This is a genomic window from Aquificaceae bacterium, assembly GCA_037722135.1.
Taxonomy (GTDB): Bacteria; Aquificota; Aquificia; order Aquificales; family Aquificaceae; genus Pampinifervens; species Pampinifervens sericum.
On sequence record JBBKAW010000042.1, the window covers coordinates 7,945 to 28,806 of the forward strand.

Here is a 20,862-nt window from a genome sequence, read left to right on the forward strand (position 1 = left end):
CCAAGAGCCTCTGGTCAATAAAGCTTTTTTATACACTCCATAAGTAAAACTTTTGGTTTAAAATAAAATACAGATGGGAGGGATAATATGAAAAAGGTTGTTAGCTTTGACATTGAAACCTTTTGTCCCATAGAGGAACTTACCGAACAAGAGCTCTCATATCTTAAAGGAAGAAAAGACTATCCCTCTGAAGAGAGCTTTCACAGAGACCTTGCAACAAACCCTTATGTTTCCCTCTTAATTTCCTTTTCTCTCTTCTTCTTGGAGGAGAATGTAGGATATGTCTTTTATATGGCTGAAGAAGATAAAAAAGAAAAGTCCAATATCACAGTAGATAGTAGAAACATAGAAACCCTATATACCTCTTTATCTATAAAGGATGGGCTTCTTTCTGCGGAGAAAAGACTTCTTGAAGTCCTTTGGGAACAGCTAAAAGATGTGGATATGCTTATTACCTTTCATGGAAGGGACTTTGATATGGAGTTTATCAAAATAAGAACAATACTACAGGGTATAAAACATGTTGCCTTCTTTAAATACTTCCCTTCAAAGAATCAAAGCTACTATTCTAAAAACCAAAATCACATAGACCTAAAGGAAGTGTTTAATGTAGGTAGAAATAACTACTCTCTCAACTTTATTGCAAAAAGGCTCAACCTCTCTATAGACAAAAGCGATATGGATGGTTCAAAGGTGAGAGATGCTTTCTTAAATAAGGAATACAAGAAGGTGGCAGAATATAACCTAAGGGATGCTATCATAACGGGCATGCTCTACGAAAGGGTTAAAGATTATATCCAAAGCAAACCTCTTGCTGACCTGTTAAAATCTGCAGGCTTTTCTAACAGCAAGGAAGTTATAGAATACGCCCTCGGAAAGGGACTTCTTAGTAAAAGTGAAGTATCAAACCTTATAGACCTTTATAAAAAGGAACATAACAGCCAATACATAGCACCCACAAACGACCAAGTATATTTCCTGCGTATTCTATTGGAGAACATGGACATAAACCTAAATGATATTTGTAAGAGCTTAGGCTACGAGGTGATTCTAAGAATTATAGGCTCAAAGGAAGACTACGAAGAAGAGATAACTTAGTTTGCTCTCACAAGGACTTGGCATATATTTATAAACAGGAGGCTAATATGTCCTTGAAACCTTTAAAACTTAGAAACAAGACTGTTCCAATTCCCATAATTCAAGGTGGGATGGGAGTGGGTATCTCTTGGGAAAAGCTCGCTGGTGCTGTAGCAAGAGAGGGTGCGGTGGGTGTTGTATCTGCGGTGGGCACTGGCTATAGATACCCGGAGCTTGTTAAAAGAGACAAGTTTGGAAGACCTATAGGGTCAATATACACTCACAACAAGGAAGCTCTCACAAGGATAATAAAGGAAGCAAAGAGGATTTCGGAAGGTAATGGTGCTATAGGAGTAAACATACTCTGTGCCATAACCGACTACGGAAGGGTTGCACAAGATGCAGTTGAAGCTGGTGCGGATGCCATAATATCTGGTGCGGGTCTTCCCCTCAGGCTTCCTGAATATGTAGGTGATGCGGATGTGGCGTTAATTCCCATAGTTTCTTCTGCCAGAGCCCTTAACCTTATATGCAGGACTTGGGAGAAAAAATACAAAAGGCTTCCTGATGCGGTAGTTCTTGAGGGACCAAAATCTGGAGGGCATCAAGGCTTTAAATACGAAGAGTGCTTTATGCCAGAATATCAACTTGAGAACCTTTTCCCTTCCGTCCTTGAAGAGGCTCAAAGGTGGGGAGGCATTCCGGTTATAGTGGCTGGTGGTATTTGGAGCTATAAGGACATAGTCTACTACATGGAGAGGGGTGCAAGCGGTGTGCAGATAGCAACGCGTTTTATAGCTACTCATGAATGTGATGCACCACCGATATATAAAGAGATACTGCTTAATGCGGAGGAAGAGGACATAATTCTCTTTAAATCTCCTGTAGGATATCCACTAAGGGTTGTAAGAACACCCTTTATAGAAAGGCTTCTTGCCGGATACAATGGGTGGAACGGCTGTGTTTCTCATTGTATAACACCCTGCAACAAGGGAGAAGAAGCTAAGAAGGTAGGCTTTTGCATAGCGGACAGGCTCGGCTCTGCGTGGCTTGGAAACTACGAGGAGGGTATATTCATAAGTGGTGCAAACGGACACCTACTTAAAAGGCAAGGAATAATAAGTGTAAAGGAGCTCATTGAAATACTCACCGGTAAAAGACCAGACCCAACCCTTGAGGAAGAAGGTGTTTTAAAATAAACACTGGCATAGCTCTACAGAGCTGTTGCAGAAATTATAGCTTTCATAATGTTTTAGGAAAAGGAGGCTTACCGCATGAGCGAGGTGGGCAAGGTGCTTTTGCTAATGGGCTTTGTCCTCCTCATCTTGGGATTACTGCTTACCTTCTTTGAGAAACTTCCCCTTGGGCTTGGAAGACTTCCAGGGGACATTGTGATAAAAAGGGATAACTTTACTTTCTACTTTCCCCTCGGCACTTCCATAATACTGAGCGTAGTCCTCTCTTTACTTCTTACCCTTCTTTTTAGCCTGTTGAAGAAGTAAAATTTTCTTATGCGTGTGGGCATCCTTGGAGGTGGACAGCTCGGCTGGATGACCATCCTTGAGGGCAGGAAGTTAGGCTTTGAGTTTTTTGTCCTTGACCCAGACCCCAGGTCTCCCGCAAGCAAAATATCAGACAGGTGGTTTCCACCAGATAGGGTAGAAGAGTTTATAAAAACTTGTGATGTTATTACCTATGAGTTTGAACATATACACCAAGAGGTTTTAGAAAAGGTTTATGACCTTACCACACCCTCTTTGAACGTGCTTGAGACAAAAAGGAGCAGGATAAGAGAAAAGGAATTTTACAGAAAAAGAGGCTATCCTACCGCAGAGTTTACCACCGCAAGTTGGAAAGACTTAAGGGAGAAAGTAAAGAATTTTGGACTTCCCTGTGTGGTAAAGTCAGAAAGTTTAGGATACGATGGAAAGGGACAGTATAGGGTTTACTACTTAGAGGATGTGGAGGACATTCTAAAAAATCATACTGAAGGAGAGAAGTTCCTAATAGAGCGGTTTGTGGATTTTAGCTTTGAGTTTTCTCTCATAGGTGTAAGAGACCAAAAGGGCAACAGCAAACTTTATCCTCTTACTGTAAACCACCACGAGGGAGGAATTTTACTCTATAACCAAACGAGGAGTTTTTCCATAAAAGAGGCAGAGGATATAGTTTTGTCTCTAATGGAGGATTTAAACCTTGTGGGTCTTTTGGCGGTGGAGTTTTTCTACACTTGGGATGGTAAAGTCCTTATAAACGAGTTTGCACCCAGACCTCACAACACGGGGCATTACAGCCTTGATGCCTGCTATACCTCTCAGTTTGAAAACTTGCTAAGGGCTATATGTGGTCTTCCACTGGGTTCAACAAGGCTTAAACTGCCTTCAGGCATGGTTAACATCTTAGGGCTCTCCTTAGAGGATATAGACCTGTCAAGCCTTCTCTCCCTTGAGGGAACAAAGCTCTACTGGTATGGAAAGGATAAAAAGCCAAAAAGAAAGATGGGACACATAAACATAATTGCAAGCACAGAGCAAGAGCTTGAGGAAAGGATTGAGAAGATAGTTAACCTTCTTTACTCTCATGAGCCTTCTTAAGGAATTTCTCAGTCAGGTAGGTGAGGGTTATCTGCTTATTGACAAGGAAGGAAGGGTGGTTTTTGGCAACGATTTTCTATTGAAAAGAAGGCTTTTAAGAGAAAACTTTGAAGGTAAACCCTACTATGAGTGTGTCAACAACCTTACAGTGGTGAGCTGTCTTGCGGAAGCCCTCTCAGAGAAAAAGGACAGGGTTTGCAACTTTGACCATGAGGAGAGGGAGTATACCCTGTATGCCTTTACAGGTAGCGAGCTTACTGTGGTTCGTTTTTCGGATATAACGGAGCTAAGAAGGTATGAAAGGTCAAGAAGGGAGTTTGTTGCTAACGTGTCTCATGAACTGAAAACACCCATAGCGGTGCTTAAAAGCCTTTTGGAGACCCTATACGAAGAAGAGGACAGGGAGGAGAAAAAAGTATTTTTGGAGAAAGCCCTCAAACGTGTTGAGGACATGAGAAGGCTTGTAGAAGACCTTCTTATACTTACCAAGTTGGAGTCTGGTGAGGAAAGAATAAAGAGGGAGGATGTGGACCTTAGGCTCTTAGTTGAGGAAGTCTTTGACCTATTAGAGCCACAGGCAAAAGAGAGAAACATAAGCCTTATAAATTCCGTAGATAAGGAGCTGAAGGTTAAAGGAGATTGGGACAAGCTTTTCCTTCTTCTTAAAAACCTTGTGGACAACGCCATAAAATACAACAAGGAGGGAGGAAAAGTGGAAGTTAAAGCCAAAAGAGAAAACCAATACGTGCAACTGCAAGTTCAAGACACTGGCATAGGCATACCAAAAGAGCATATTCCCTTTATCTTTGAAAGATTCTATAGGGTAGACCCTTCCAGGTCAAGAAACTTAGGTGGGACTGGTCTTGGTCTCTCTATCGTAAAGCATATAGCCTTATCTCACGGCGGGAAAATAGAGGTGCAGAGCAAAGAAGGTGTGGGGAGCATCTTTAGTGTGTTCTTACCCTTAGAGTAGATGTCCGAGTTTTAGCTTTTTTGCCTCTAAGTATCTCTGATTATGCTCGCAGGCTGGGAGTTTAAGTGGCACTCTTTCTACCACCTCAAGACCATAGCCTTCAAGGGCTACTATCTTCCGAGGATTGTTGGTCAAAAGCCTCATCTTTCTCACACCAAGGTCAAGGAGTATCTGAACACCAATACCATAATCTCTTAGGTCCGCAGGGTATCCCATCTTTTCATTGGCTTCCACCGTGTCATATCCCATATCTTGAAGTTGGTAAGCCTTTATCTTGTTAACTATGCCTATGCCTCTGCCTTCGTGACCCATTATGTATACAAGCACTCCTTTGCCTTCTTGGGCTATTATTTCCATTGCGGTTTCAAGCTGTCCCCTACAGTCACACCTAAGAGATTTAAAAACATCCCCGGTAAGACATTCAGAATGCACCCTTACCAAAACAGGTTCATCCTCCTTCCACTCACCCATGGTAAGGGCTACTTGCTCCTCCCCAGTGAGTACATGTCTGTATGCATGTATCTTGAAAAAGCCATACCTTGTGGGTAGGTTTGCGGTAGCTTCGCGCACCACCAGCCTTTCCCTCTTTAGCCTGTATCTTATAAGGTCCGCTATGGTTATTATCTTTAGGTCAAACCTTTTGGCAAACTCCATAAGGTCTGGCAGTCTTGCCATTGTGCCATCATCTTTCATTATCTCGCAGATAACACCCGCAGGATAAAGACCTGCAAGCCTTGCAAGGTCTACGCTTGCCTCTGTATGCCCTGCTCTTTCCAAAACACCCCCTGGCTTTGCCTTAAGAGGAAACACATGCCCCGGTCTTATAAAGTCCGATGGTTTTGCATCTGGACTTACCGCAAGTTTTATGGTTATAGCCCTGTCGAAGGCAGAGATGCCTGTGGTAGTGCCATACTTAGGGTGAGCATCTATGGATACACAAAAATAAGTGCCCTTTGGGTCTGTGTTTCTTACCGCCATTGGATATAGGTCAAGCTCATCACACCTTTGAGGTGTTAGCGTCAAGCATATAAGTCCCCTTGCATACTTTGCCATAAAGTTTATAGCTTCTGGTGTTACCTTCTCTGCAGCCATAACAAGGTCGCCTTCGTTTTCCCTGTCTGGGTCATCCACCACTATAACCATCTTCCCCTGAGCTATGTCCTCAAGAGCTTCTTCTATGGTGTTGAACTTAAAATCCATGCAAAACCTCCTTTAGGAGTTATTGGTGGAAGTGTCTTCCTTTTTTAAGACCTTTTTTATTCTTTCCCAAACTTCGTCTATTATGCTTTTCCTATAGGATTGTTGTAGATGAACCTCCTCCTTCTCAATAGCACCCTTTTTTAGCTCTTCTCTATACTCCCCTCTAAGTCTCTCCGCCAAGGGTCCGCCGTAGTGAACCCATAGGTGGTCTATCAAAATAAAAGCCAAAATTATTCCTACAATCCACTTTACCATACCTCTCTAATAAAATAGTCTTTCACATGGAGAATATCAAGTGGGCTATCAGGCGTCTTAGGGTCTATTGGCATCTTATACTCCTTAGCCTTGTAGGCTCTATACTTGAAGCCAGCGGAACCGCAGGCATAAGCCTTCTAATGAAATCCCTTGTGGATAAGGTTTTTCTGCTAAGGGAAGGAGAACAAATATTAAAGATAGTCATAGCCCTAATGGGTTTGGTGCTTCTTTCCCAGTTGGGAAACTTTACAGTTAGGCTCTTTTCTTCTCTATACACGGAGCTTGAGATGAAAAAGTTAAGAGCTGAAGCCTTTGAGAGGCTCATGAGGGCAGACTACTCTGCCTTTATGGGCATCTCCGCAGGAGAGTTTGCCTCAAGGGTTATATCGGACATGAACCTCTACAGAAACCTAATAGGCTCCTATGCCATAAAGCTTATAAGAGAGCCTATAACGGTGCTTTTTCTCTTTGGAGTGCTTCTATACAGAGACTGGGTTCTTACCCTGAGCCTTCTTATTCTCCTTCCCCTTCTTGCCTTTGCGGTTAGATATTTTGGCACAAAAAGAGGCAAACACATAAAGAAGGCTCAAGAGGGATATGCCAACATCACAGACAGGCTCTTTAGCTCCTTTTTGGGTTTTGATAGTATAAGGAGCTTTAAGGCTCAGTCCATGTTTGAGAATCTTTTCCAAAAGCTCAATAGCCTTCTTTTTAGGTCCAGCTTCAAGTCGGAGCTATACTTTGCCATGAATTCTGTTTTTAACTACACCTTTGGCTACTTTGTGGTTGCTATGGTAATACTCTACGGTGGATATAGAATTGTGGAAGGTAGCTTAACCCCTGGGGATTTCATATCCTACATTACCGCTCTGGTCTTCTTGCAAAACCCTCTTATGGAGGCTCAAAAGGGTGTGATGGAGGTGAGGTCCTCCCTTCCAGTTATACAGAGAATTAGAGAAGTCCTTAGCCTAAAGGAGGAAGAGGAGGGAAGTCTCCCTCTTAGGAGCTTAAGGCAAGGCATAAAGGTAGAAGGACTCAAGGTAGAACTTGGTGGGGTGGAGCTTTTAAAAGACATAAACCTTTCTATTAAAAGAGGAGAGAAGATAGGCATAATGGGAGATACGGGCTCTGGAAAAAGCACCTTCTTGCGTGTTTTGGCAGGTTTTGTGCCATACGAGGGAAGTGTAAAAGTAGACGAGCTTGAGTTAAAGCATATAAAGAAGGAGGAGCTAAGAGAACTCTTTCTGTTTCTGTCTCAAGACAGCTTTGTTTTTCCCGGCACGGTTAGAGAAAACCTCCTTATTGCAGAAGACAGGGACGAGGCAGAGCTTTGGGAAGCCCTTAGGCTTGCGGGTTGTGATTTTGTAAAGGACCTTGACCAACAGGTAAGTCCAAAGAGCCTATCAGGTGGAGAAAGGCAAAGGCTTGCTCTTGCAAGGCTTTTCTTGAGGTCTCCAGAGGTTCTTTTGCTTGACGAAGTTACCTCCGCCCTTGATGCCAAGAGGGAAGAAGAGGTTCTAAACAACCTGTTTGAGAGGTTCAAGGACAAGACCATAGTGCTCGTTGCACACCGGTTTTCCAACATACTAAGGTGCGATAGGGTTTTTGTCTTCAAAGAGGGTAGGGTAGTATTCCAAGGTGAGCCAAAAACCGCCATAGAGTTTTTCCTTCAAAGTCCATAAACCGCTATACCATACTTGTCTGCGAGTTTTATGAGCTTTTCTTTTTCCAAGAGGTATACCTTTCCAGACTCTACAAAAAGCGTATCTCCTTTTATCTTCTTTATCGCTTCAATGGTTTTCGGACCTACAGTAGGCACATCTATGCGAAAGTCTTGGCTTCTTCTTGCCACCTTTATAACCCTACAGCCCTTTCCCGCAAGCTCACCAGCCCTTTCTATAGCCTTTTGAGTGCCCTCCATAGCCTCCACGCTCACCACCGCCTTATCCTTTACCACAATAGTTTGTCCCACGTCAAGGTCTGCTATCTGTCTTGCTATAGGAAAGCCCCAAAGACCGTCTTCCATGGCTTCCTTAGATGGCTCTTTGGAAGATATCTTACCTGCAGGTGCAAGAAGTTCTTCAAGGTAAGGCTTTGGGTCTGGAAATTCAAAACCAAGAGCCTCAAGCTCCTCCATGAGCGTTTTTATGAGGGTCTGAGGCTTTTTATCTTTGGCTTTCCTTAATATCCTTATGGCAAGCTCATCAAGGGTCAAAAGGTGAGAAAATATGAGACTATGCTCAAACTTTCCTAACATTACTATGTCTTTTATCCCCTTTTTCTCAAGAGTTTTGAGTAGCCTTTCTATCCTGCCTAAGGGAAAGTATTCGTCCGCTTGCAGGTCCGTTATACCCTTAACCCCCGCCACAAAGACCTCAACACCCTTTTCCCTTGCACTTTTTAGAAAAACTCTTGGCAGTTCTCCAGAGCCAGCTATCAGACACAGCTTCATAGAGAATGCTTGCCTATGAGCTTTAAAAACTCCTCCCTTGTCCTTATATCGCTAAGGAATAAGCCTCTAAGAGCAGACGTAACGGTAAGATGCCCCGGAGACATTACACCCCTCATGGACATGCAAAGATGCTCCATTTCAAGCACCACCGCCACACCCTTTGGCTTTAGCTGTTCCACAAGGAAGTCCGCTATCTGGTTTGTAAGCCTTTCCTGCACCTGAGGTCTTAGGGCAAAGGCTCGCACGCTTCTAACCAACTTGGAAAGACCGCATACTATTCCATCTGGTATATAGGCTATGTGGGCTTTTCCAAAAAAGGGCAATAGGTGGTGTTCACAAAAGGAATATATGGTTATATCCTTGACCAGCACCATCTCATTGTAAGAGCCAAACTCCTCAAAGAGTTTGAAATTAAACTCCCTTTGCCTTTCAAACTCTTCCCACATACGGGCAACCCTGTCTGGAGTTTCCCTTAGACCTTCCCTGTCTGGGTCTTCTCCTATACCCTCAAGGAAGAGCCTTATAGCCTGCTTAATTTTTTCCTTGTCTATAGCCATAGGCATTAATTATATGTGTTTTGAGAAAGGGCATTCAATGATTTTTTACAGGGCGGGGCAGTAATCTGCGGTCTACCCCACCCGCGGAAAAGGATAAGGTTTTTATCTTAGAACCTTATTCCCACATTAACCCCCACCATCTTCCTCTTGCTATCAGGTTGGTAGATGTCAAGAGCAATTCCGCTTAACTCGTCCACTACCGTCACAGTGTTAGATTTTTTCAGATGCATGTAGTCATAGAAAACCTCCGCAAAAAACCACTTATATCCAGCCTTTGCCCCAATTCTATAGGCATTACCTCTCTTTGGCTTTAAGGTTGCACCATCCCCTATATCTACCCATTCCCTTATAAAGAAGTTATAGTGGTATTGCCCGTAGAGAGTTATATCCACCCCTTTGTATTTCAGCCTTGTTTGCAGACCGATGGGAGAATATATTACTCTGTAAACCTCCAAATATCCAGAGGCCACTTGTGGATTTCCATTCTCGTCTATATACTCCGCATCATCACTTTCTCTAAACCAAAAGTGCACTCCCAAACCTACATAGGGAAATATGGAAATATCCGCATTGCCTTGCTTGAACATAAACTTTCTTCCAAAACTATTTTCAATGTCAAACACTAAGTATGTGGTTTTAGTAGTTATAGGATACATATCTCCCGTATCAGGCTCTACCGCATGTCCCTTATAGTCAACCCTACCAGCATATATCTCTCCTCTGAGTCTGTAGTCTACAGTGCCAAAAAGCCTTCGCTCTTCCTCACCCACTATGCCATAGAGTTTACCCTTCTCATGAACCATCTTCTTGCCATCAATCGTTTCCTTCCAGCTAAAGTCCCTAACCGAAAGGCTAAAACTGGTCTCACGCAGTTTAAAACCTGTTTCCGCAAAAGCGGATGACACTCCAAGCCCGCAGGCAAGGAAAGTAAGTGCAAGTTTTCTCATTGCATTCCCTCCTTAGAGTTTTTCTTCATGATTAATAACAAAACCGAAGATTTTGATAAAACCTGACAGCCGAGGTAATTTAGCGTAAAGTTATAGTTTTGGGATAACTACCTTTTGAAAGAGGGGCTCTTGACAGAAGGTAAATTGCGAATTATTATCATTTACAAGGAGGTAAAGGATGGACAGAGTATATATCTTTGACACAACGCTGAGAGATGGAGAACAGGCACCGGGCTTTTCAATGACCACAGAGGAAAAACTCCAGATGGCACAACAGCTTGCAAAACTTGGCGTAGATGTAATAGAAGCAGGCTTTTCTGCAGCATCAAAGGGGGATTTTGAAGCGGTTCAAACCATAGCAAGAGAAGTAAAAGGACCCATAATATGCTCCCTTGCAAGGGCTTTAGAAAGGGACATAGAGCTGGCAGGTCAAGCTCTTGCACCAGCAGAGAGAAAGAGGATTCACACCTTTATAGCCACCTCTGAAATACACATGAAGTATAAGTTGAGGATGTCTCCAGAAGAGGTCTTAGAAAGGGCAAAAAGAGCGGTAGAATACGCAAGGAAGTTTACCGACGATGTGGAGTTCTCTTGCGAAGATGCAACCAGAAGTCAGAGGGATTTTCTGTACAAGGTAATAGAGACCGCCATAAAGGCTGGTGCTACCGTTATAAACATACCAGACACCGTTGGCTATACAGTTCCAGAGGAGTTTGCGGACCTTATAGAGAGTATAAGAAACAATGTTCCAAATATTGACAAGGCAATAATAAGCGTTCACTGTCATGACGACCTTGGGATGGCGGTTGCCAATTCTCTTATAGCGGTAAAGCACGGAGCAAGACAGGTAGAGTGCACCATAAACGGTATAGGAGAAAGGGCAGGAAACGCAGCCTTGGAAGAGATAGTTATGGCTTTGAAGGTTCGCAAGGACTTCTTCGGAGGTCTATACACCAACATAAACACCAAAGAGCTATATAGGACAAGCAGGCTCTTGTGTAGGATTACAGGCAGTTTTGTCCAACCCAATAAGGCGGTAGTAGGTGATAACGCCTTTGCTCACGAGTCTGGCATTCACCAGCATGGTGTGCTTTCAAACCCCCTCACCTACGAGATTATGTCCCCAGAGGACGTAGGCTTTCCCTCAACTCGCATAATCCTCGGAAAGCACTCCGGCAGGCACGCCCTAAGGAGCAAGTTAAAGGAAATGGGTTTTGAGTTTTCAGAGGAAGACTTAGACAGGATTTTTGAGAAATTCAAAGCCCTTGCGGACAAGAAGAAGGAGGTATACGAAGAGGACATAGAGGCACTGGTTTATGAGGAGTTTGTAAAGCATGAAGAGGAAGAGCCCATAAGGGTTATCCACTATCAAGTTCAGACAGGAGACAAGCTCTTGCCTACCGCTACCGTGGTGCTCACCTATAAGGGAGAGGAAAGAACCGCCACCTCTACTGGTAATGGACCCGTAGATGCCATAATAAGAGCAATACAGAAAGCCCTTGGAGTAGAACCTAAGCTCTTGGACTTTTCTATCAAAGCACTAACTCCTAACACGGACGCTCAGGCGGAATCAAGGCTTGTGATAGAGCTGGATGGAGTTAAGGCAAGCGGAAGAGGAGTTGATGTGGATATAATAAAAGCAAGCGTAAGCGGTTTTGTGGACGCGCTCAACAGGGCTATTATGAGGAAAAGCTACATAGTTTCAAGGGAAAGCCTAAGGAGAGAAGGCACTGTATAATTTCTAACTATGAAGGAAATACTAAGAAAGCTCTCTGAGTTTCAAAACCTTACGAAGGAAGAAGTCAGACAAGCCCTTGAGGACATAGTGGAAGGTAGAGCCACCGACGCCCAGATAGGTGCCTTTATTATTGGCACAAAGATGAAAGGAGAAACGCCAGAGGAGATAGAGGGTGCTGCGAGCTTTTTCAGAGAAAAAGCAACAAGGGTTGAAATAACAGACAAGGAAAACTTGGTGGATACCTGCGGAACGGGTGGCGATATGACGGAGACTTTCAATGTCTCTACTGCGGTTGCTTTTGTTTTAGCGGGTGCTGGCATAAGGGTTGCCAAGCATGGTAATAGGTCTGTATCTTCAAAGAGTGGTAGTGCGGACCTGTTAGAGTATCTTGGAGCAAAAATAGACCTCAATGCGGAACAAGTAAAGAAACTCATAGAAGAGATAGGAATAGGCTTTATGTTTGCTCCTATGTTTCACCCTGCCATGAAAAGGGTCATAGGTCCAAGAAGGGAAGTAGGCTTAAGGTCCATATTTAACTTGGTGGGACCCCTTTCAAATCCAGCGGATGCAAGAAGACAGCTCTTGGGAGTTTTCTCCGACCATCTTGTGGACAAGGTAGCCTTTGCCCTAAAAGGTATGGGAATAAAAAGAGCCTTTGTAGTGCATGGAAAGGATGGTATGGATGAGGTATCCATAAGTGCACCTACGCGTATTGCGGAGTTAAAGGATGGTGAGGTCTTTTTGTATGACTTTCATCCAGAAGAGGTGGGCTTTAAGACTTATCCCATTGAATACATACGGGTATCTTCTGTGGATGAAAGCTCAAAAATGGTGCTCTCTGTGTTAAAGGGTGAGGTTTCACCTGCATACTACATGGTTTTATTAAATTCCATGTTTGGAATACTTGTTTCTGGAGCTACAGAGGACAGAAATACTGCCCTTGATATGGCAAAGGAATCCATCCATTCTGGAAAAGCCTACAAAAAACTGCAAGAGTTTATAGAGCTTTCAAGAAAGGTTTAATGATAAGTGTAGGTAAAGTAAGTTACTTGAACACTTTACCTCTTTTCTACCGATGGGACAATTCCAAAGTGAGCTTGGTAGAAGGTCATCCCTCAGAGCTTGTAAAAAAACTTAGAGAAGGTCATATACAAGCTGGTATAGTCTCCTCTGTGGAGTTTTTGCTCTATCCAGAAAACTACAGGGTTGTCCCTGATGTATCCATATCCTCAAAGGAAAAGGCTTGCTCTGTCCTTATATTTTCCAAAAAGCCTCTTGAGTTTATAGAAAGTTTATACCTAACTCCTGCCTCTATGACATCCAAACTGCTTGCCCTATATATAGTGAAGGAAGTATACAAAAACAGTCCAAACATAGTTCAAGCCAAAGATGATGCGGATGCTCTTATGTTAATAGGTGATGAAGCTATAAGGGAAAAATCTTCCAACAGGTGGCAGTATGTATATGACCTTGGCGAAGAGTGGTTTCGCCTATACGGACTTCCCTTTGTCTTTGCCCTTTTTTTAGTAAGAAGAGATGCTCCAGAGTGGTTAGAAGGCTTTATATGGGAACAGTGTAAAAGGTCAAAGGAGGAGTTTTTCAAAGACTTAAAAGAAGGAAACCTTGAAGTTCACGGTTATGGACAAGAATACATCAAGGACTACTTTACCCTTTGTCTTGACTATGGACTTGACCAAGGAGCATGGAGGTCTCTGGAAATTTTTAATGAAATTTTAAGGAAAAACGTCTTATAATTATAAGCAAGGAGGTGTAAGTATGAGAAAGAAGGCGATTATCCTTTTTACCACTTTCTCCGCAGGTTTTATCTTTTCCTGTGGTCAAGTAACCACACAGAGAACCTATGAGGGTGCCACTGTAGGAGCAGCAGGCGGTGCTGTAGCAGGAGCTCTCATTGATAAAGAAAACAGATGGCGTGGTGCGGTCATAGGTGGTGCGTTAGGTGCGGTTATAGGAGGAACAATAACTGAAGTGGCTGCAAGAGCATCAAGGGAAGCTGCCATGCAAAATAAACCAGTGGAGTATAGGTCTGAAGATGGAAGAGAAAGGGTATATGCCGAGCCTGTGGCTTCAAGGGGTAACTGTAGAATCGTAAGGACCACCTACTATCAAAACGGCAAAGTGGTAAAGGTTGAAGAAAGGGAGGTATGCCCTTAAGGGGGCTACCCCCTCATAGAGTATCCCTTAGCATAGACAAATATCCCTTTTAGGGACATTATCCCATCTCGGGTTTAGGGTTCACCGACAAAAATAGCCTTACTCCAAAGGCACTAATACCGCTCATCAAGAAGGCTTTTTATACCCACCTGATAAGGGCTTGCAGAGTGCAGTGTAAACACCAATCTCACCTAACACGGTTAGGCGAGCCTTTGTCGGTATTCACCTTCCGCACCCCGCTTTAAAAACCAAAGAGGCACAACATTTGTCTTCGTTGGTCAACATTTTTCAAAGACTAGTCGCCAAAACCCTTACACTTGGTGTTTATAACTCCGTAATTTCCACCTCTTTTCCTGTATACTATCCTAAGCGTGCCTGTCTCTGCATCAATGAATGGGAGGAAATAAACTCCAGATTCCTGAAGTTCAAAGACCGCATCTTCCACGCTCATAGGCTTCTCTATTACAAGTTCTTCTTCCACTATAAGAGGTCTTTCCTCCGGTTCGTGAGGTCTTATTTCTTCCCTTATCATTTCCTCCTTTATCCTATGTCCCTTACGTCTTAGCTCATGCCTTCTTTGCTTTAGTTTTATGAGCTGTCTTTCTATTTCGTCCATAACCCTGTCAAGGGCTGAGAAAGGGTCAACATCCTCATCCCACGCATGCAAGGCACCACCACCCCAGGTCTTCAGATATATATCCATGTCAACTCTATACAAGGTTGGTCTACTATCGCCTGCAAAGCCTTTCTGCTTTGCCCTTGACGTAGAGAGCGTCACTACTACCTCCACCTGGTCTTCCTCCGCTTCCTTCAGAAACCTGTTAAACTTTTCAAGCTTACCTTCCACAAAGGCTTTCATTGCATCTGTCCACTCAATGCCCCTACCTATGAACTCTACGTTCATTTTTTACCTCCTCTGACTTTACATAGAGTAGAATATGATACCATGAATTTAGGAGTTCTTGTATCAGGGCGTGGTTCTAACCTCCAGGCAATAATAAATGCCATTGAGAATCGGAAGCTAAAAGACAGGATAGCCTTAGTTATATCCGACAGAGAAGGTGTTCAAGCAATAGACAGGTGTGTGAAGCATCGCATCCCTTACAGAGTTATAAAGAGAAAAGACTTTCAAAGTAAAGAAGAGTTTGAGAAGGCTATTGTCAAAGCTTTAAAGGATGCGGAAGTAGACTTGGTTGTTCTTGCTGGCTTTATGCGTATCCTTTCTAACACTTTTCTTAGTCATTTTCCCATGAAGGTGATAAACATACATCCATCTCTTATACCAGCTTTTCAGGGATTGCATGCCCAAAGACAGGCTTTGGAATATGGCGTTAGGATAACTGGTTGCACTGTTCATTTCGTTACAGAAGAGTTGGATAATGGTCCAGTTATAGCTCAGGCGTGCGTGCCAGTTCTCCCAGAAGACACAGAAGAGAGCCTTTCTAAAAGGATACTAAATTACGAACACAGAATTCTCCCACAGGTCATAAAGTGGATTTCAGAGGGAAGGGTAAAAGTTGAAGGAAGAAGAGTTATAGTAGAAGGTGCAAGATATGGAAACCTACCCTTCAACCCAGAACTTGAAGATTTTTGATTATAATTGTTAAGCAAACCAGCAAGGAGGTGGAAAATGTTGAGATTTTTTAGAAAACCTTTGCTTGTAATCGGCATAGCTGGGTGGTTTTTTACTTTTAACTCTGCTCCAGCAATTGCCGGACTTGTTGGTTCAAAGCCTGCCTCTGAATCTCTCAACATAAAAAGGGAGGAAGATATAGCCAAAATCCAGAGAGCCTTAGAGAGTAAGCAACTGCAAGAGAAGCTAAAGGCATACGGTCTTACAAAAGAGGAAATAGAAAGTAAACTCTCAGAGCTAAGTGATGAGCAAATACATATATTGGCAAAAGCTTCTGATAGGGTTCTTGCTGGTGGTGATGCAATTGGTACCGCCATAGGTATACTCATAATAGCTATACTTCTTGTAATACTCCTTAAACTTCTCAATAAGGAGATTATTATAAGGTGAAGAATGTTTCTCCTTTTACTTCTCTTTCCTCTTTTGCTATACTCAAAAAGTCTTGATGTTCCCTTCGTTAAACAGCAGGACCAGTTTTGCGGTCCTGCCTCTTTAAGTGCTGTTCTTTCTTACTATGGTATAGAGGTTTCTCAAGAAGATATAGGAAAAGAGGTCTACAACCCTAAGCTAAAAGGTGCGCTCATAACGGACCTTGAAAATTATGCACGAAGGAAGGGTTTAAGAGCTGAAACAAAAGTCCTAAACCTCAAAGAAATAAAAAGTTATATAGACCAAGACATACCACCCATTTTACTTGTAGACCTTGGTAGATTTTGGATAAGCATACCTCATTATGTAGTAGTAGTAGGATACGATGGAGATGTTTTTTATCTCCACACAGGCTATGAAGATAGAAAACCCATTAAAGCCAAGGAACTTGATAGGATTTGGTCCAGAATGGGAAGGACCGCTTTGATAGTTTATCCACCTTGAACCCTTTCAAACACCTTCTTGTAGCCTTCAAGCAGGTCTCCCAGGTCAAACCTAAACCTATCCTTGTCTAACTTTTCTCCCGTCTTTGCATCCCAAAGCCTGCATGTGTCTGGAGATATTTCATCTATCACTGCAAGAGTGCCTTCCGGAAGCCTTCCAAACTCTAACTTGAAGTCCACCAATAAAAGACCGTGCGACTTAAAGAAGCTTTTTAGTATGGTGTTTACCTTGAGGGCTATTTTCACTATATCTTTTAAAGTCCTCTTGTCCGCTATATTAAGAAGAACCGCATGCTCAATGCATATGAGTGGGTCATGTAGTTGGTCATTTTTGTAGAAAAATTCCACCAAAGGTTTTTTTAGCTTTTCTCCCTCTTTGAAGCCAAGTCTTTTGCATATACTACCTGCGGTTATATTCCTTACTACCACCTCTAAATCAAGCCTCTTTGCTCTCCAAACAAGCATTTCTCTCTCAGAGACACGCTCTATGAAATGAGTTTTCACACCCTTTTCTTCCAGCAATTTAAACAGTAAACTTGATATGGCATTGTTAAGAATACCCTTGCCTTCCACTTCGGCTTTTTTGGTAGCATCAAAGGCTGTTGCAGTGTCTTTGAAATATATCAAGCATTTATCCTTGTCAACTTCGTAGACCTTTTTAGCCTTGCCCTCATAGAGAAGTTTCATATAATGTATTTTATAGCAAGGAGGGTAAGATGACACCAACACAGAGAATTGAAGCGGTGCAGAGTGTAAAGTTGATAGATATACTCCATAAAGCTGTTCAGGCAAATGCCTCCGACATACATATAACAGCGGGTGCAAGACCAACGCTAAGGATTGATGGAAAAATAACACAACTCGCCGAGTATCCTATATTAACACCAGAGATGACTCAGGCGCTCGCCTATTCTGTCATGTCTGAAAGACACAGAAAAACACTTGAAGAAAGTGGACAAGTGGACTTTTCTTTTGGTATAAAAGACCTTGGTAGATTCAGAGCTAACGTTTTTTATCAAAGAGGAAGTATTGCAGCGGTCTTTAGAAGGCTTCCTAATAAGATACCAAACATTAAGGATTTAGGTTTAAGTAATAAGGTTTTAGAGGTTTGTTATAAAAGTATGGGTCTTGTTCTCGTGACTGGTCCTACGGGATCTGGAAAAACTACAACCCTTGCAGCGTTGATAAACTACATAAATGAAAACTTTCCCTATCACATTATAACTATTGAAGACCCCATAGAATACGTGTTTCCGCATAAAAAGAGTATAGTAAACCAGAGGCAGATAGGTGAGGATGTTTACAGCTTCGCAGACGCTCTTAGGGCTGCCTTGCGTGAAGACCCAGATGTCATTCTTGTGGGTGAAATGAGAGACCTTGAGACAATAGAAATAGCACTAAAGGCTGCAGAAACGGGGCACCTCGTTTTTGGAACACTTCATACAAACACTGCCATATCCACCATTACGAGAATAATAGACGTATTCCCTCCAGAACAGCAAGAGCAGGTAAGAATACAGCTTTCTTTTGTGCTTCAGGGCGTTATATCTCAAAGACTACTACCAAAAATTGGAGGTGGAAGAGTCCTTGCATATGAGCTTATGATACCAAATACTGCCATACGAAACCTTATAAGGGAGAATAAGCTTCAGCAAATTTATGCCATAATGCAAAGTGGTCAAGCTCAAACGGGTATGCAAACTATGAACCAGTCCCTTTATGGACTTTACAGAGCTGGTCTTATATCCCTTGAAGATGCCTATAAATACTCGCCAGATATAAAAGAGTTGGAAAGAATGATAGGAAAAGGAGTATGAATAGGTGTTTAAAGTGAGATGTAGGAGCTACTTGCCTTTGCAACTATTCACGTTCCGAATTCTGCCTTATAGTCGTCAACATTTTCAATATAGAGGGTAAGAAGCCTACGGAGGAGTTGTGGAGATATACTCAAGCGAGCCTTGACAGTTGACATTGTGAATGTTAAAATCATTTTCAATATGAGACTCTTGGTCTCCCTTCTAAGCGTCCTTTTATTGCTCTTTGCGGACTTTGCCTCTGCGGAGCACCATCACGAAGACCATGAGCTTCATATAGACTGTTCCCTTTGTATAATCCAAAACCTTCAAACAGATGCTCCAAGCTATCAACCTTCAGTAAAACTCAGGCTTATAACCTTTTTTGTAAAGACTGAGCCTTGCCTTCAAACTTTACCCCTTAGACCTCTCTTAAAGACCACCTACGGGCGGGCACCTCCAACCTCTTAGACACTTACCGACCCCTTACACCTAAAAAACTACCAAAGGAGGTGCTTGCCATGAAAGTTTTGTATATCTTTAGCACACCAAACAGTGCCAGCTACATACTTGGGAGGATGATACTCCCACAGCTGGAGAACGACGCTCACCCTGTAGAGGTAGCAGGAATGTTTTTCTTTCTTGACAACAACTATGTGTTAGTCAAGGGCAATCCCATAGGTGAAAGGCTTGCCAAGCTCCTCAGGGAGGGCAAGATAGGATTCCTTATGGGATGCGACCAGTGTTGCTATGAGAGAAACATTGCAGACAAGCTGGTGGAGGGTGCAACCATAGGATGCTTTCCAAACCTGTATGGGAAAGCCCAGCAATTAGGCGTTGAACAAGTAATAACACTATAAGGAGGTTATAGCCATGAGAAAAGCCTTATTGCTTCTTGGAGGAATATTTAGCTTTACCTTTGCACAGGAAAACCTTGAGGACCTAAAGCGTCAGTTAGAGGAGCAAAGAAGGCTTATCCAAGAGCTTGAGAGGAAAATACAGGCTTTGGAAAAGGCTCAGCAGGCAAAACCCGAGGAAAAACCCTCAGAAAAGCCAGAGCCTGCGGACAGAAGCCTACAGCTAAGAGCTAAGTTTGACGAAAGGCTAAAGGCTTATCAGGTCTCTCCTTTCAGGCAGACTGCCTTTCTGCCAGACATATCCTTTATATTGGACTTTTCTGCGGTAGCCAGAAACAGAAAGGATGAGGAATATGAAAAACTCAGAATTCCAAGACTTTGGCACAGGCACGACCATGGAGACCACGGACACGGCATGCTTAACGAAAAGAGAGGCTTTAACCTCAACTACGGCGAGCTATACCTCTACGCACCCGTTGACCCATACTTTGACCTTTATGCAACCATACCCTTCTCAGAGCATGGTGCAGAGATAGAGGAGGCTTATGCGGTTACGAGGGGCTTGCCTGGGGGCTTTCAACTCAAAGTGGGTAAGTTTAGAAGTGGCTTTGGAAGGCTAAACGCACAACACCCACACGCTTGGGACTTTGCAACATTGCCACTGCCAAATAAGGTCTTTCTGGGGGATGATGGTCTTACAGAAAAGGGTATAGGCATAACATGGCTTGCACCTACACCCTTTTATCTCCTCTTTGGTGTAGAGGTGCTACAAGGTGAAAACGACCAAAGCTTTGGCTACAAGGGCTTTACCATAACTGACCCAAATACGGGCAACACCTTTGAGCTTGAAGACAAACCTGTGCCAAACCTCTATGTGGGATACATAAAGACCTCTTTTGATATAGGAAACCTCTCCATCCTCACAGGACTTTCATACGCTCAAGGCAAGCACAGACACTCTCACCACGACCACGGGCTGGATGCAAAAACAAAGCTCTATGGTTTTGACCTTACCGCCAGATATCAGATAGACGGCGTAAGGTATGTAGCCTTGCAGGGAGAATACATGTATAGAGACCAGGATGGCACAAGGTATGGCTTTAACCAACAAGGCAATGTGGTCACCAGAACAGTGGACAGAAAACAGGCTGGCTTTTACGCTCAACTTGTAGGTAGGTTTCACAAGCAGTGGAGGGCAGGCGTTAGATACGAGCTCATAAACAAAAACAGCGTAAAGGTAGGAGGAAACTCTGTATGGGCTCCAGATAACCTACCTGCATACTATGCCATGTTGGAATACACTCCCACCGAGTTTTCTCGCATAAGGCTACAGGTAGGAGAAAACAGAGCCTTCTATGAGGGTCAAAAGAGAAAACCAGTCAAGGAAGTTATCCTGCAGTTTAACTTCGCCATAGGTGCTCACGGTGCTCATCCCTTCTAAGGCTCTAAGTTGGGGGCTTTTGCCCCCGCCTTTGAACAGACTAATAGGAGGTGAGTCATGCTTAAGAAAACCCTTATAAAAACCCTTCCCCTTGCTCCCTCTGTAGGAGCCTTCGGCTATATGTCCGCTTGTGGATGTGGACACTGTCCTGCCTGTATAGGCTCTTCTGCAGTGGTAGTAGGGATGGTGGTATACCTTGGTGCTAAAAAGCTCATAGAGTCTGCAGGTAAGAGGCTTGACGAAAAGGAGGAGGGTGGTTTATGATATACAATATCAAATTCAATATTGAAAGGAGGGC

At 43.1% G+C, this 20,862-nt stretch carries 25 protein-coding genes; 18 read left to right on the forward strand and 7 right to left on the reverse strand.

Features of this window, described 5'->3' with window-relative positions; genetic code table 11:
• Positions 1–87 precede the first annotated feature (87 nt).
• From WKI49_02875 to WKI49_02895, 5 genes are all read left to right on the forward strand, one after another.
• On the forward strand, positions 88–1,098 hold the full coding sequence (locus WKI49_02875; protein MEJ7621447.1) for a ribonuclease H-like domain-containing protein: 1,011 nt from the start codon (positions 88–90) through the stop codon (positions 1,096–1,098).
• Positions 1,099–1,145: 47 nt separating this feature from the next.
• On the forward strand, positions 1,146–2,276 hold the full coding sequence (locus WKI49_02880) for a nitronate monooxygenase family protein (protein MEJ7621448.1): 1,131 nt from the start codon (positions 1,146–1,148) through the stop codon (positions 2,274–2,276).
• A gap of 75 nt (positions 2,277–2,351) precedes the next feature.
• Positions 2,352–2,579 carry a DUF2905 domain-containing protein gene (locus WKI49_02885; protein ID MEJ7621449.1) on the forward strand — a complete coding sequence of 76 codons (228 nt, stop codon included), beginning with the start codon at positions 2,352–2,354 and terminating at the stop codon, positions 2,577–2,579.
• 9 nt (positions 2,580–2,588) lie between these two features.
• Positions 2,589–3,671 carry a 5-(carboxyamino)imidazole ribonucleotide synthase gene (locus WKI49_02890; protein MEJ7621450.1) on the forward strand — a complete coding sequence of 361 codons (1,083 nt, stop codon included), beginning with the start codon at positions 2,589–2,591 and terminating at the stop codon, positions 3,669–3,671.
• On the forward strand, positions 3,658–4,644 hold the full coding sequence (locus WKI49_02895; protein ID MEJ7621451.1) for an ATP-binding protein: 987 nt from the start codon (positions 3,658–3,660) through the stop codon (positions 4,642–4,644). Before WKI49_02890 ends, WKI49_02895 begins: the two co-directional genes overlap by 14 nt.
• Here the strand turns inward: WKI49_02895 and WKI49_02900 are convergent.
• Positions 4,636–5,844, reverse strand: a complete 1,209-nt coding sequence (locus WKI49_02900) for a bifunctional 3,4-dihydroxy-2-butanone-4-phosphate synthase/GTP cyclohydrolase II (protein ID MEJ7621452.1) — start codon at positions 5,842–5,844, stop codon at positions 4,636–4,638. The two genes, WKI49_02895 and WKI49_02900, sit on opposite strands and share 9 nt — an antisense overlap.
• 12 nt (positions 5,845–5,856) lie before the next feature.
• The gene (locus WKI49_02905) at positions 5,857–6,099 is read right to left on the reverse strand and encodes a hypothetical protein (GenBank protein ID MEJ7621453.1); all 243 of its coding nucleotides are present in this window, start codon (positions 6,097–6,099) and stop codon (positions 5,857–5,859) included.
• Positions 6,100–6,125: 26 nt separating this feature from the next.
• Between WKI49_02905 and WKI49_02910 the strand changes: the two genes are divergently transcribed.
• A complete protein-coding gene (locus WKI49_02910) occupies positions 6,126–7,781 on the forward strand; it encodes an ABC transporter ATP-binding protein (protein ID MEJ7621454.1) in 1,656 nt (551 codons plus the stop codon).
• On the opposite strand, the gene lpxI is transcribed toward WKI49_02910, so the two are convergent.
• The 3 genes from lpxI to WKI49_02925 form a co-directional block, all read right to left on the reverse strand.
• On the reverse strand, positions 7,769–8,551 hold the full coding sequence (gene lpxI, locus WKI49_02915) for a UDP-2,3-diacylglucosamine diphosphatase LpxI (protein ID MEJ7621455.1): 783 nt from the start codon (positions 8,549–8,551) through the stop codon (positions 7,769–7,771). The two genes, WKI49_02910 and lpxI, sit on opposite strands and share 13 nt — an antisense overlap.
• Positions 8,548–9,108 carry a GTP cyclohydrolase I FolE gene (folE, locus tag WKI49_02920; protein ID MEJ7621456.1) on the reverse strand — a complete coding sequence of 187 codons (561 nt, stop codon included), beginning with the start codon at positions 9,106–9,108 and terminating at the stop codon, positions 8,548–8,550. The genes lpxI and folE overlap by 4 nt, the downstream gene beginning before the upstream one ends.
• 107 nt (positions 9,109–9,215) lie before the next feature.
• Positions 9,216–10,055, reverse strand: a complete 840-nt coding sequence (locus tag WKI49_02925) for a hypothetical protein (GenBank protein ID MEJ7621457.1) — start codon at positions 10,053–10,055, stop codon at positions 9,216–9,218.
• A gap of 178 nt (positions 10,056–10,233) precedes the next feature.
• Here WKI49_02925 and leuA point away from each other — a divergent pair, with 178 nt between their 5' ends.
• From leuA to WKI49_02945, 4 genes are read left to right on the forward strand one after another with little or no spacing between them, the layout of a single operon-like run.
• A complete protein-coding gene (leuA, locus tag WKI49_02930) occupies positions 10,234–11,793 on the forward strand; it encodes a 2-isopropylmalate synthase (protein ID MEJ7621458.1) in 1,560 nt (519 codons plus the stop codon).
• A 9-nt stretch (positions 11,794–11,802) separates the two neighbouring features.
• Positions 11,803–12,816, forward strand: a complete 1,014-nt coding sequence (gene trpD, locus WKI49_02935) for an anthranilate phosphoribosyltransferase (protein MEJ7621459.1) — start codon at positions 11,803–11,805, stop codon at positions 12,814–12,816.
• Positions 12,816–13,547 carry a menaquinone biosynthesis protein gene (locus tag WKI49_02940; GenBank protein MEJ7621460.1) on the forward strand — a complete coding sequence of 244 codons (732 nt, stop codon included), beginning with the start codon at positions 12,816–12,818 and terminating at the stop codon, positions 13,545–13,547. The genes trpD and WKI49_02940 overlap by 1 nt, the downstream gene beginning before the upstream one ends.
• A gap of 22 nt (positions 13,548–13,569) precedes the next feature.
• Positions 13,570–13,968 (forward strand): YMGG-like glycine zipper-containing protein, encoded by a 399-nt coding sequence (locus tag WKI49_02945; protein ID MEJ7621461.1) that lies wholly within the window; start codon positions 13,570–13,572, stop codon positions 13,966–13,968.
• A 295-nt stretch (positions 13,969–14,263) separates the two neighbouring features.
• Here WKI49_02945 and raiA read toward each other — a convergent pair whose 3' ends face one another.
• On the reverse strand, positions 14,264–14,872 hold the full coding sequence (gene raiA, locus WKI49_02950; protein ID MEJ7621462.1) for a ribosome-associated translation inhibitor RaiA: 609 nt from the start codon (positions 14,870–14,872) through the stop codon (positions 14,264–14,266).
• A 42-nt stretch (positions 14,873–14,914) separates the two neighbouring features.
• Between raiA and purN the strand changes: the two genes are divergently transcribed.
• The 3 genes from purN to WKI49_02965 are packed head-to-tail and all read left to right on the forward strand — an operon-like array spanning position 14,915 to position 16,474.
• Positions 14,915–15,562 carry a phosphoribosylglycinamide formyltransferase gene (gene purN, locus WKI49_02955; protein ID MEJ7621463.1) on the forward strand — a complete coding sequence of 216 codons (648 nt, stop codon included), beginning with the start codon at positions 14,915–14,917 and terminating at the stop codon, positions 15,560–15,562.
• A gap of 36 nt (positions 15,563–15,598) precedes the next feature.
• On the forward strand, positions 15,599–15,991 hold the full coding sequence (locus tag WKI49_02960) for a PA2779 family protein (GenBank protein ID MEJ7621464.1): 393 nt from the start codon (positions 15,599–15,601) through the stop codon (positions 15,989–15,991).
• Positions 15,992–15,994: 3 nt separating this feature from the next.
• Positions 15,995–16,474, forward strand: a complete 480-nt coding sequence (locus WKI49_02965) for a peptidase C39 family protein (protein MEJ7621465.1) — start codon at positions 15,995–15,997, stop codon at positions 16,472–16,474.
• Here the strand turns inward: WKI49_02965 and purC are convergent.
• Entirely contained in the window at positions 16,462–17,160 is a 699-nt protein-coding gene (gene purC / locus WKI49_02970; protein MEJ7621466.1) for a phosphoribosylaminoimidazolesuccinocarboxamide synthase, read from the reverse strand. The two genes, WKI49_02965 and purC, sit on opposite strands and share 13 nt — an antisense overlap.
• A 29-nt stretch (positions 17,161–17,189) precedes the next feature.
• On the opposite strand from purC, the gene WKI49_02975 reads away from it, so the two are divergent.
• The 5 genes from WKI49_02975 to WKI49_02995 all read left to right on the forward strand — a co-directional run bounded on the left by WKI49_02975 (position 17,190) and on the right by WKI49_02995 (position 20,828).
• Positions 17,190–18,290, forward strand: a complete 1,101-nt coding sequence (locus WKI49_02975) for a type IV pilus twitching motility protein PilT (protein ID MEJ7621467.1) — start codon at positions 17,190–17,192, stop codon at positions 18,288–18,290.
• A gap of 180 nt (positions 18,291–18,470) precedes the next feature.
• A complete protein-coding gene (locus WKI49_02980) occupies positions 18,471–18,737 on the forward strand; it encodes a hypothetical protein (GenBank protein ID MEJ7621468.1) in 267 nt (88 codons plus the stop codon).
• Between the two features lie 50 nt (positions 18,738–18,787).
• Positions 18,788–19,126, forward strand: a complete 339-nt coding sequence (locus WKI49_02985) for a hypothetical protein (protein ID MEJ7621469.1) — start codon at positions 18,788–18,790, stop codon at positions 19,124–19,126.
• Between the two features lie 13 nt (positions 19,127–19,139).
• Positions 19,140–20,564 (forward strand): hypothetical protein, encoded by a 1,425-nt coding sequence (locus tag WKI49_02990; protein ID MEJ7621470.1) that lies wholly within the window; start codon positions 19,140–19,142, stop codon positions 20,562–20,564.
• 57 nt (positions 20,565–20,621) lie between these two features.
• Complete coding sequence (locus WKI49_02995) at positions 20,622–20,828, forward strand: hypothetical protein (GenBank protein ID MEJ7621471.1); 207 nt, start codon at positions 20,622–20,624, stop codon at positions 20,826–20,828.
• Positions 20,829–20,862: the final 34 nt, after the last annotated feature.

Bases quoted from the DNA above. Each gene is read 5' to 3' on its own strand.
- WKI49_02875 (MEJ7621447.1), top strand. From the start codon at position 88: ATGAAAAAGGTTGTTAGCTTTGACATTGAAACCTTTTGTCCCATAGAG.
- WKI49_02880 (MEJ7621448.1), top strand. From the start codon at position 1,146: ATGTCCTTGAAACCTTTAAAACTTAGAAACAAGACTGTTCCAATTCCC.
- WKI49_02885 (MEJ7621449.1), top strand. From the start codon at position 2,352: ATGAGCGAGGTGGGCAAGGTGCTTTTGCTAATGGGCTTTGTCCTCCTC.
- WKI49_02890 (MEJ7621450.1), top strand. From the start codon at position 2,589: ATGCGTGTGGGCATCCTTGGAGGTGGACAGCTCGGCTGGATGACCATC.
- WKI49_02895 (MEJ7621451.1), top strand. From the start codon at position 3,658: ATGAGCCTTCTTAAGGAATTTCTCAGTCAGGTAGGTGAGGGTTATCTG.
- WKI49_02900 (MEJ7621452.1), bottom strand. From the start codon at position 5,844: ATGGATTTTAAGTTCAACACCATAGAAGAAGCTCTTGAGGACATAGCT.
- WKI49_02905 (MEJ7621453.1), bottom strand. From the start codon at position 6,099: ATGGTAAAGTGGATTGTAGGAATAATTTTGGCTTTTATTTTGATAGAC.
- WKI49_02910 (MEJ7621454.1), top strand. From the start codon at position 6,126: ATGGAGAATATCAAGTGGGCTATCAGGCGTCTTAGGGTCTATTGGCAT.
- lpxI (MEJ7621455.1), bottom strand. From the start codon at position 8,551: ATGAAGCTGTGTCTGATAGCTGGCTCTGGAGAACTGCCAAGAGTTTTT.
- folE (MEJ7621456.1), bottom strand. From the start codon at position 9,108: ATGGCTATAGACAAGGAAAAAATTAAGCAGGCTATAAGGCTCTTCCTT.
- WKI49_02925 (MEJ7621457.1), bottom strand. From the start codon at position 10,055: ATGAGAAAACTTGCACTTACTTTCCTTGCCTGCGGGCTTGGAGTGTCA.
- leuA (MEJ7621458.1), top strand. From the start codon at position 10,234: ATGGACAGAGTATATATCTTTGACACAACGCTGAGAGATGGAGAACAG.
- trpD (MEJ7621459.1), top strand. From the start codon at position 11,803: ATGAAGGAAATACTAAGAAAGCTCTCTGAGTTTCAAAACCTTACGAAG.
- WKI49_02940 (MEJ7621460.1), top strand. From the start codon at position 12,816: ATGATAAGTGTAGGTAAAGTAAGTTACTTGAACACTTTACCTCTTTTC.
- WKI49_02945 (MEJ7621461.1), top strand. From the start codon at position 13,570: ATGAGAAAGAAGGCGATTATCCTTTTTACCACTTTCTCCGCAGGTTTT.
- raiA (MEJ7621462.1), bottom strand. From the start codon at position 14,872: ATGAACGTAGAGTTCATAGGTAGGGGCATTGAGTGGACAGATGCAATG.
- purN (MEJ7621463.1), top strand. From the start codon at position 14,915: ATGAATTTAGGAGTTCTTGTATCAGGGCGTGGTTCTAACCTCCAGGCA.
- WKI49_02960 (MEJ7621464.1), top strand. From the start codon at position 15,599: ATGTTGAGATTTTTTAGAAAACCTTTGCTTGTAATCGGCATAGCTGGG.
- WKI49_02965 (MEJ7621465.1), top strand. From the start codon at position 15,995: ATGTTTCTCCTTTTACTTCTCTTTCCTCTTTTGCTATACTCAAAAAGT.
- purC (MEJ7621466.1), bottom strand. From the start codon at position 17,160: ATGAAACTTCTCTATGAGGGCAAGGCTAAAAAGGTCTACGAAGTTGAC.
- WKI49_02975 (MEJ7621467.1), top strand. From the start codon at position 17,190: ATGACACCAACACAGAGAATTGAAGCGGTGCAGAGTGTAAAGTTGATA.
- WKI49_02980 (MEJ7621468.1), top strand. From the start codon at position 18,471: ATGAGACTCTTGGTCTCCCTTCTAAGCGTCCTTTTATTGCTCTTTGCG.
- WKI49_02985 (MEJ7621469.1), top strand. From the start codon at position 18,788: ATGAAAGTTTTGTATATCTTTAGCACACCAAACAGTGCCAGCTACATA.
- WKI49_02990 (MEJ7621470.1), top strand. From the start codon at position 19,140: ATGAGAAAAGCCTTATTGCTTCTTGGAGGAATATTTAGCTTTACCTTT.
- WKI49_02995 (MEJ7621471.1), top strand. From the start codon at position 20,622: ATGCTTAAGAAAACCCTTATAAAAACCCTTCCCCTTGCTCCCTCTGTA.